A 6,061-nucleotide genomic window follows, 5' to 3' on the forward strand; every position below is an offset into this window, starting at 1 on the left:
GTGCCCGGCCGCCCGCCGGCGGAGCGCGCCGCGTCGCGCTGACCGCGCCCGCCGGGCCCACCGCGCCCGCCCGGGCGCGGCTCACGCCCAGGCGCGCAGCCGCTCCACGACGACGCCGGAGCGGGCGCGGTACTCCTCCGCCGCCGCCGTCGTGGTGCGCGCCGGCCCCTCCAGGGCCCGGCGCGCCGCCGCGGCCAGCAGCTCGCCGTCCAGCTCGCCGGTCTCCCAGCACGAGCCCTCCAGCCCCACCTCGCGGCAGAAGTTGCTCACCTTGCGGTCGTAGGAGACGGCCAGCACCGGCACCTGCATCCCCACCGCCATGATCACGCTGTGCAGGCGCATGCCCACCACCAGGGAGGCCCCGCGCAGCAGCTCGCGCAGCGAGGCCACGTCCGCCACGTGCCGGTGCACGACGAACCGGTGCCCCTCGCGCGCGCGGTGCGCCAGCTCCAGGGAGGCGACGTAGTCGTCGTCGACCGGCTGCAGCTGGCCCGGCAGGCTGCGGAACGGCACCAGCTCCACCTGCGCGCCCTCGCGGGCCAGCGCGTCCAGCGCCGCGGCGAGCTCGCCGCTGGCCCGCTCGTGCCGCCCGCTGGCCGCCGCGTCCGCCCGGTCGGCCAGCCCGCGCACCGAGACCAGCACGCGCGGCGGCCCGCCGGCGCTCAGCGACGACCCGTCGTCGGGGGGGAAGACCCGCAGCGCCAGGTCCGGGGCCGTGTCCAGCGGCGCCTGCACGTCCAGCGCGCGCAGCCGCTCGGTGGACGGCTCGTCGCGCGTCACCACGAACGCCGCGCCGTCCAGGGCGCGGCGCACGGCGTCCTCCGAGGAGCGCTTCCACAGCTCGCCGACGCTGATGCCGGCCACCGCCGTGCGCCGCCGCAGCGACTGCGCCAGGCGCAGCGGGCCCAGCCACCCCTGCACGACCTCCTGGGTGGGGGAGTCGCGCAGCAGGTCCCCGCCGCCCAGGACGAACCCCTCGCGGCTCAGCAGCGCCTCGGCCAGGCGCGCCCGGCGCACCCCGGCGCGCACCTGCCCGAACCGGGAGGGCCGCTCGGCGGCCACCCGCAGGTACGCCGCGTCCACCCCGTGCTGGCGCCGCGTGCCGGCCGGGTCGGCCGACAGGGCCAGCACGCGCTCGCCGGGCCGGGCCCGCTCCAGCGCGTCGCACAGGCCGGCGAGGATCGCCTCGTCGCCCAGGTTCGCGCGCCCGTAGAAGCCGCACACCGCGGTGCCTGCCGTCATGCTCCCGGGTCCTCCTCGCGCGCCCCGCCGGTGGCGGCGGCGCTGGTGGCGGTGGCGTACACGTCCAGGTGCGCGCGCGCCGTGCGCGCCGGCGAGAGCGCCGCGGCCCGCGCGCGCAGCTCGGCGCGCTGCTCCCGCAGGGGGCGGGCGGCGCAGCGCAGCACGGCCGCGGCGACCTCGGCGGGGTCCTCGCCCTCGAACAGCTCCACCGCCGTCGGGCAGGCCGCCGCCAGCTCCGCCACGGTGGGGGTGGCGCGCACCACCACCGGCACGCCGGCGGCGACCAGCGTCGCGAGGGAGCCGGAGGCGGCGATCCGCTCGTAGGGGGCCACGGCCACCCGGGCGCGGCGCAGCAGGGCCAGCAGCTCGGCGTCGGGCAGGTACCCGGTGACCTCCACGCGCTCGGCGACGCCCAGCTCGCGGGCCAGCTCCAGCACCTCGCGCAGGTAGCCGGCGTTGCGCTCGGTCGCGCTGCCGGCCAGCACCAGGCGGTGGCCCGGCAGGTGGGCCAGGGCGGCCACCGCGACGTGCTGGGCCTTGCGGCGGTGCACGAAGCCGGCCACGACCACGAGGTGCTCGTCCACCTGCTCCACCGGCAGGGGCTCCCCGGGCAGCTCCTCCACGTAGTGCGGCACGACGGCGCTGCGCCGCGGTCGGGTCCAGGCGAGGTTCTCGGCCTCGGTGGCGCTGCACGTCAGCACGCCCGCGGCCGAGCCCAGCAGCAGCCGGGCGGTGGCGTCGAAGCCCGGGCTGACCACGCCGAGGCGGGTCAGCAGCCGGCGCGCCGCGCCGCGGGCGTTCCGGGCCCGGCGCTGCAGCAGCTCGCCGCGGCCGGTGTGGAAGTCGTGGGCGGTGACGAACAGCGGCCGGCCCGCCAGGGCCGCGCGCAGCGCCGCCGCCACGGCCAGCTGCCCCCACGCCGGTCCCAGGTACCGGTCGGTGAGCTGCAGGTGCACGACGTCGGCGCGGCGGGCGCGCAGGGCGGCGCGGGCGGCGGCCAGCGGGCGCCCGGCGGGCACGGGCACCTCGCGCGCGTCGTGCCCGGCCGCGCGCAGGGCCCCGGCCAGCACGCCGGCGTACCGGTTCAGGCCGTGGGCGGGCTCGTCGGTGACGATCAGGTCGATGCGCGCCCGCCGCGCGCTCGCCGTCGTCCCGGGGGTGCGAGCGGTGCGCTCGGTGCGGACGTGGCCCAACGCGCTGGCTCCCCTCCCGGTGCTGCTGCGGCGGCGGCCGGCCCCGCGGTCCGGGGCGGTGCGGGTGATCACCCGCCGGCCGACGCGCAGGTTACACGACGGGTGTTGTCGTGAACACGCACCGTAGGTCGGCCTCCAGGGGCCCGGCGCGCCGGCCGACGCCTCAGCGCTGCGGCGCCCCGGCCGGCTCGGCCGGCTCGGCCTCCGCCGGGGGCGTGGCCGCGCTCGCGCCCGGACGGCGCCGGCGGCGCACCACCCGCGCCAGGTCCCCGCGGAACTCCGCCAGGGCCGGGCGGGCCAGCAGCAGCAGCGCCAGCGGGTACGCGACGGCCGCGACCACCACCGCCAGCAGCAGGCGCGCCCACTGCGCCAGGTCCCCGCTCAGGGCCGTCTGCCCCCACACGCACCCGGCCATCACCGCCGCGGCCAGCAGCACCCGGCACGGCAGCACGACGGTCGAGTACGGCGTGCCGGCCACGCGGTGCAGCACGACCTGCCGCACCGGCAGCGTCAGCAGCGTGCGGCCCAGCAGGCCCAGCGCCAGCGCCACCAGGCCGTGCGGCACCGTGAGCACCACGATGACCAGGTGCGCCAGCACGGTGCCCGTCACCAGCAGGACCTCCGGGCGCAGCCGGCCCACCGCGATGAACACCTGCCGGTCGAAGAAGCCGAAGGTGCCCAGGGCGGCCGAGACGGCGGTGACCTGCGCCACCGACCCCGTGGTGGCCCACTGCTGCCCCAGCAGGAACGGCACCAGGTCCGGTCCGGTGGCGGCGATGAAGAGCATGGAGGGGAACATCACCAGCCCCGCCGCGGTCATGCTCGTGCGGTAGGCGCGGTGCAGGCGCGGGCGCTCGTCCTGCAGCTTGCTGAACGTCGAGAGCGTCACCGTGCCCACGACCGAGGAGCCCGTCTCCTGCACGATGCGCATCAGGCGGGTGGCCACGGTCCACAGCCCCAGCGTGTTCGCCCCGGCCGCGCCGGCCAGGACGAACTCCTCGCCGCGGCCCTGCACCTGGCGCAGCAGGTCGATGCTCAGCAGCTTGCCGCCGAAGGACAGCATCGAGCGGGCGGTGGCCGGGTGCGGGGCCGAGCGGGGGAACCAGCGCACCGAGCTCCACAGGATCACCGCGGCCACGGCGCCGCGCACCAGCGACTGCGTCACCAGCGCCCACACCCCGGCCCCGGCCAGCGCCAGCACGATCGCCACCGCCGAGCCCACGAACGTCGCCACCGTGCCGCGCAGCGCCAGCGACTTGAAGCGCATGTCGCGGCGCAGCAGCGCGGTGGGCACGCTGTTCACGCCGGTGAGGACCACGCCCAGGCTCAGCACCCGCAGCACGGGGGCCAGGTCGGGCTCGTCGAACAGCGCGGAGACCGGCCCGGCCAGCAGCGCCAGCAGCCCGGCCAGCACCAGCGACAGCGCGACGCTGGTCCAGAAGGCGGTGCTGCGGGTGCGCTCGTCGAGCTCCTTGTCGCGCACGATGAACGTGGCCAGGCCCGAGTCGCTGAGCAGGGTGAGCACCGCGATGACCGACATCGCCAGCGCCACCAGGCCGAACTCGGTGGGCTGCAGCTGCCGGCTGATGACGATGAACGCCCCGGCGGCGGTGGCCCGCACCGTCCACGTCTGCAGGGCGCTCCAGACGACCCCGCTGGCGGTGGCCGCGCGCAGCGATCCCGGTGCGGCGCTCACCGCGTCTCCGCGGCACGGGGCGAGGTGGTGCTGAGGGTCACGGAGCGGTCCTTCCGACACCGGTCGTTGCGGGGCGCGCGGTCGCGCACACCGACCAGACGTCAGCGTGTGGCGCGGTGAACTTACCCTGCGTGGCTGAGAGGTCTCAACGAGTGCGGCCGGCGGCCACCTCGGCGAGGTAGTGCTCGCGCTCGGCGCCCATCCGCTGCACCGCCGCGCCGGCGGCCTGCGCGGCGGCCGCACCCGCGGTGCCGTCCGCGCCACCCGCCGCGCCACCCGAGGCGCCCGCACCCGCGGCGCCCGCCGCGCGGCGGTGCAGCGCCCCCAGCAGCTCCCGGGCGCTGGCGGCGGTGCCGCCGGCGGTGGAGGCGTACACGAGCGCGCCGTTGCGGCGCGCCTCGGTGAGCGCGTGCGGGGGCCGCAGCGCGGTGGCGGCCGCCCCCAGCGCCGTCCACGGCGAGCGCCCGGCCAGCGCGCGCAGCGCCGGCGCCGGCACGTCGGCGCCCAGCACGTCGCGCGCGCGCCCCAGCGCCATCGCCACCGCCAGGCCGGTGCCGGCGCGCCCGCAGCGCTCCACCAGCGCCGCCCAGCCGTCCGCGCCGGTGGCCGCCGCGCCCAGGCGCAGGTCGTACAGCCACAGCAGCCGCCACGCCCCGCTCAGGCAGGCGTGCAGGGCCAGGTGGTGCAGCTGGTCCACGGGGTCCAGCACGGGGGCGGTGGTGCCCAGCAGCTGCGCCGGGCGGGCCCGGGAGAGCAGCTCCGGCACGTCCAGGCGGAAGCGGGAGCGGCGCCCGGGGCGGTTGACCAGGTGCCAGTGCAGGTCCAGGAACGTGCCGCGCGGCAGGTCGACGGCGATCTCGCCGGCGCCGGCGGCGCGGATGCCGGCCCAGTCCGGGTCCATCGCGCGGGCGCCGCGGGCCTCCAGGGCGCGCAGGGCCTCGCCGAAGGCGGCGGGCGCGACGAGGACGTCGAGGTCGTGGAACTCGCGCGGGGCGCCGCCGTGCAGGGTCGCCGCGGCCGCCGGGCCCTTGAGCACCGCCCACGGCAGCCCGTCCAGGGCCTGCGCGACCGTGCGCAGGTCCAGCTGCACGGTCAGGCGCCGGGCGCCCTGCACGAGCGCGGGACGGCGGGTGGCGGCGCGCAGCGGCGCCAGCTCCGGCGCGGCCGGGGAGGTGGCGAGCAGGTGGTCCAGCGAGGGGCCGACGCGGTGGTGGGCCGCCACCCGCTCCAGCGCCGGCACCCGCACGCCGGGCGCGGCGGGCAGGGCCGCGCGCGCGGCGGCGGGGTCGGCGCCGGACAGGACGGCGCGCGCGAAGGCCCCCGCGGCGCGCTGCGCGCCGCGGGGGCCCGCGCCCGTGCCGGTGGAGCCGCTCAGCGCCGGCTCAGCGGGGCGTGGGGCAGTCGCAGGAGACGGTGTAGAGCGGCCGGCCCTGCAGGAAGTCGCCGTCGCTGGTGGCGCCGAAGCTCTTGGGCGCCAGCGTCAGCTCCGCCAGGGAGCCCAGCGTCGTCAGGGTCGGTGCTTCGTAGGGTCGGGCCACGTCGTCCTCCTGGTGTCGGTGCGGGGGTCGGTGCGCGCCCCGGTGCGCGCGTCGGTGCGCGCGTCGGTGCGCGCGGGTCGGGTCAGGAGACCGTGTAGAGGTCCTGGCCGTCCGCGCAGAGGAAGTCGCCGTCGCTCTTGAGGCCGAAGTCCTTGTTGCGCAGGGTCAGCTCGGCGAGCGAGCCGAGCGTGGTCAGGCGCGGGGCGGCGTACTGCTCGGCCATCGGGGGTCCTCCTGGTGACGGGCTGCCGAAGTTGCGTAGCGGATCGTGATGGTGAGACTACTGGACGCCCGCTCCATCGGCTGCATCTTCTGCGACCGGAGCGTTACCCGCAGTAGGGGCGCTGGTGCGCCCGGGCGGGCGGGCTGGTTCGATCCCGCTGTGCCCCCGG

Annotated in this window: 6 protein-coding genes; all 6 read right to left on the reverse strand. The window is 78.6% G+C overall.

Translation table 11 applies throughout. The features are described 5' to 3' along the window. Positions 1 to 81: 81 nt before the first annotated feature. The 6 genes from GTR00_RS12085 to GTR00_RS12110 all read right to left on the reverse strand — a co-directional run bounded on the left by GTR00_RS12085 (position 82) and on the right by GTR00_RS12110 (position 5,892). Complete coding sequence (locus GTR00_RS12085; RefSeq protein WP_166611868.1) at positions 82 to 1,242, reverse strand: polysaccharide pyruvyl transferase family protein; 1,161 nt, start codon at positions 1,240 to 1,242, stop codon at positions 82 to 84. Further along, entirely contained in the window at positions 1,239 to 2,435 is a 1,197-nt protein-coding gene (locus GTR00_RS12090; protein ID WP_166611869.1) for a glycosyltransferase, read from the reverse strand. The genes GTR00_RS12085 and GTR00_RS12090 overlap by 4 nt, the downstream gene beginning before the upstream one ends. 163 nt (positions 2,436 to 2,598) lie before the next feature. Next, on the reverse strand, positions 2,599 to 4,131 hold the full coding sequence (locus tag GTR00_RS12095) for a lipopolysaccharide biosynthesis protein (RefSeq protein WP_166611870.1): 1,533 nt from the start codon (positions 4,129 to 4,131) through the stop codon (positions 2,599 to 2,601). 145 nt (positions 4,132 to 4,276) lie between these two features. Further along, a complete protein-coding gene (locus GTR00_RS12100) occupies positions 4,277 to 5,377 on the reverse strand; it encodes a nucleotidyltransferase family protein (RefSeq protein WP_166611871.1) in 1,101 nt (366 codons plus the stop codon). A gap of 136 nt (positions 5,378 to 5,513) precedes the next feature. Further along, positions 5,514 to 5,669: a lasso RiPP family leader peptide-containing protein gene (locus GTR00_RS12105; protein ID WP_166611872.1), complete on the reverse strand. Its 156-nt coding sequence runs from the start codon at positions 5,667 to 5,669 to the stop codon at positions 5,514 to 5,516. A gap of 82 nt (positions 5,670 to 5,751) precedes the next feature. After that, on the reverse strand, positions 5,752 to 5,892 hold the full coding sequence (locus tag GTR00_RS12110; protein ID WP_166611873.1) for a lasso RiPP family leader peptide-containing protein: 141 nt from the start codon (positions 5,890 to 5,892) through the stop codon (positions 5,752 to 5,754). Positions 5,893 to 6,061: the final 169 nt, after the last annotated feature.

The sequence above is a fragment of the Kineococcus indalonis genome (assembly GCF_009906395.1).
GTDB classification, from domain to species: Bacteria; Actinomycetota; Actinomycetes; order Actinomycetales; family Kineococcaceae; genus Kineococcus; species Kineococcus indalonis.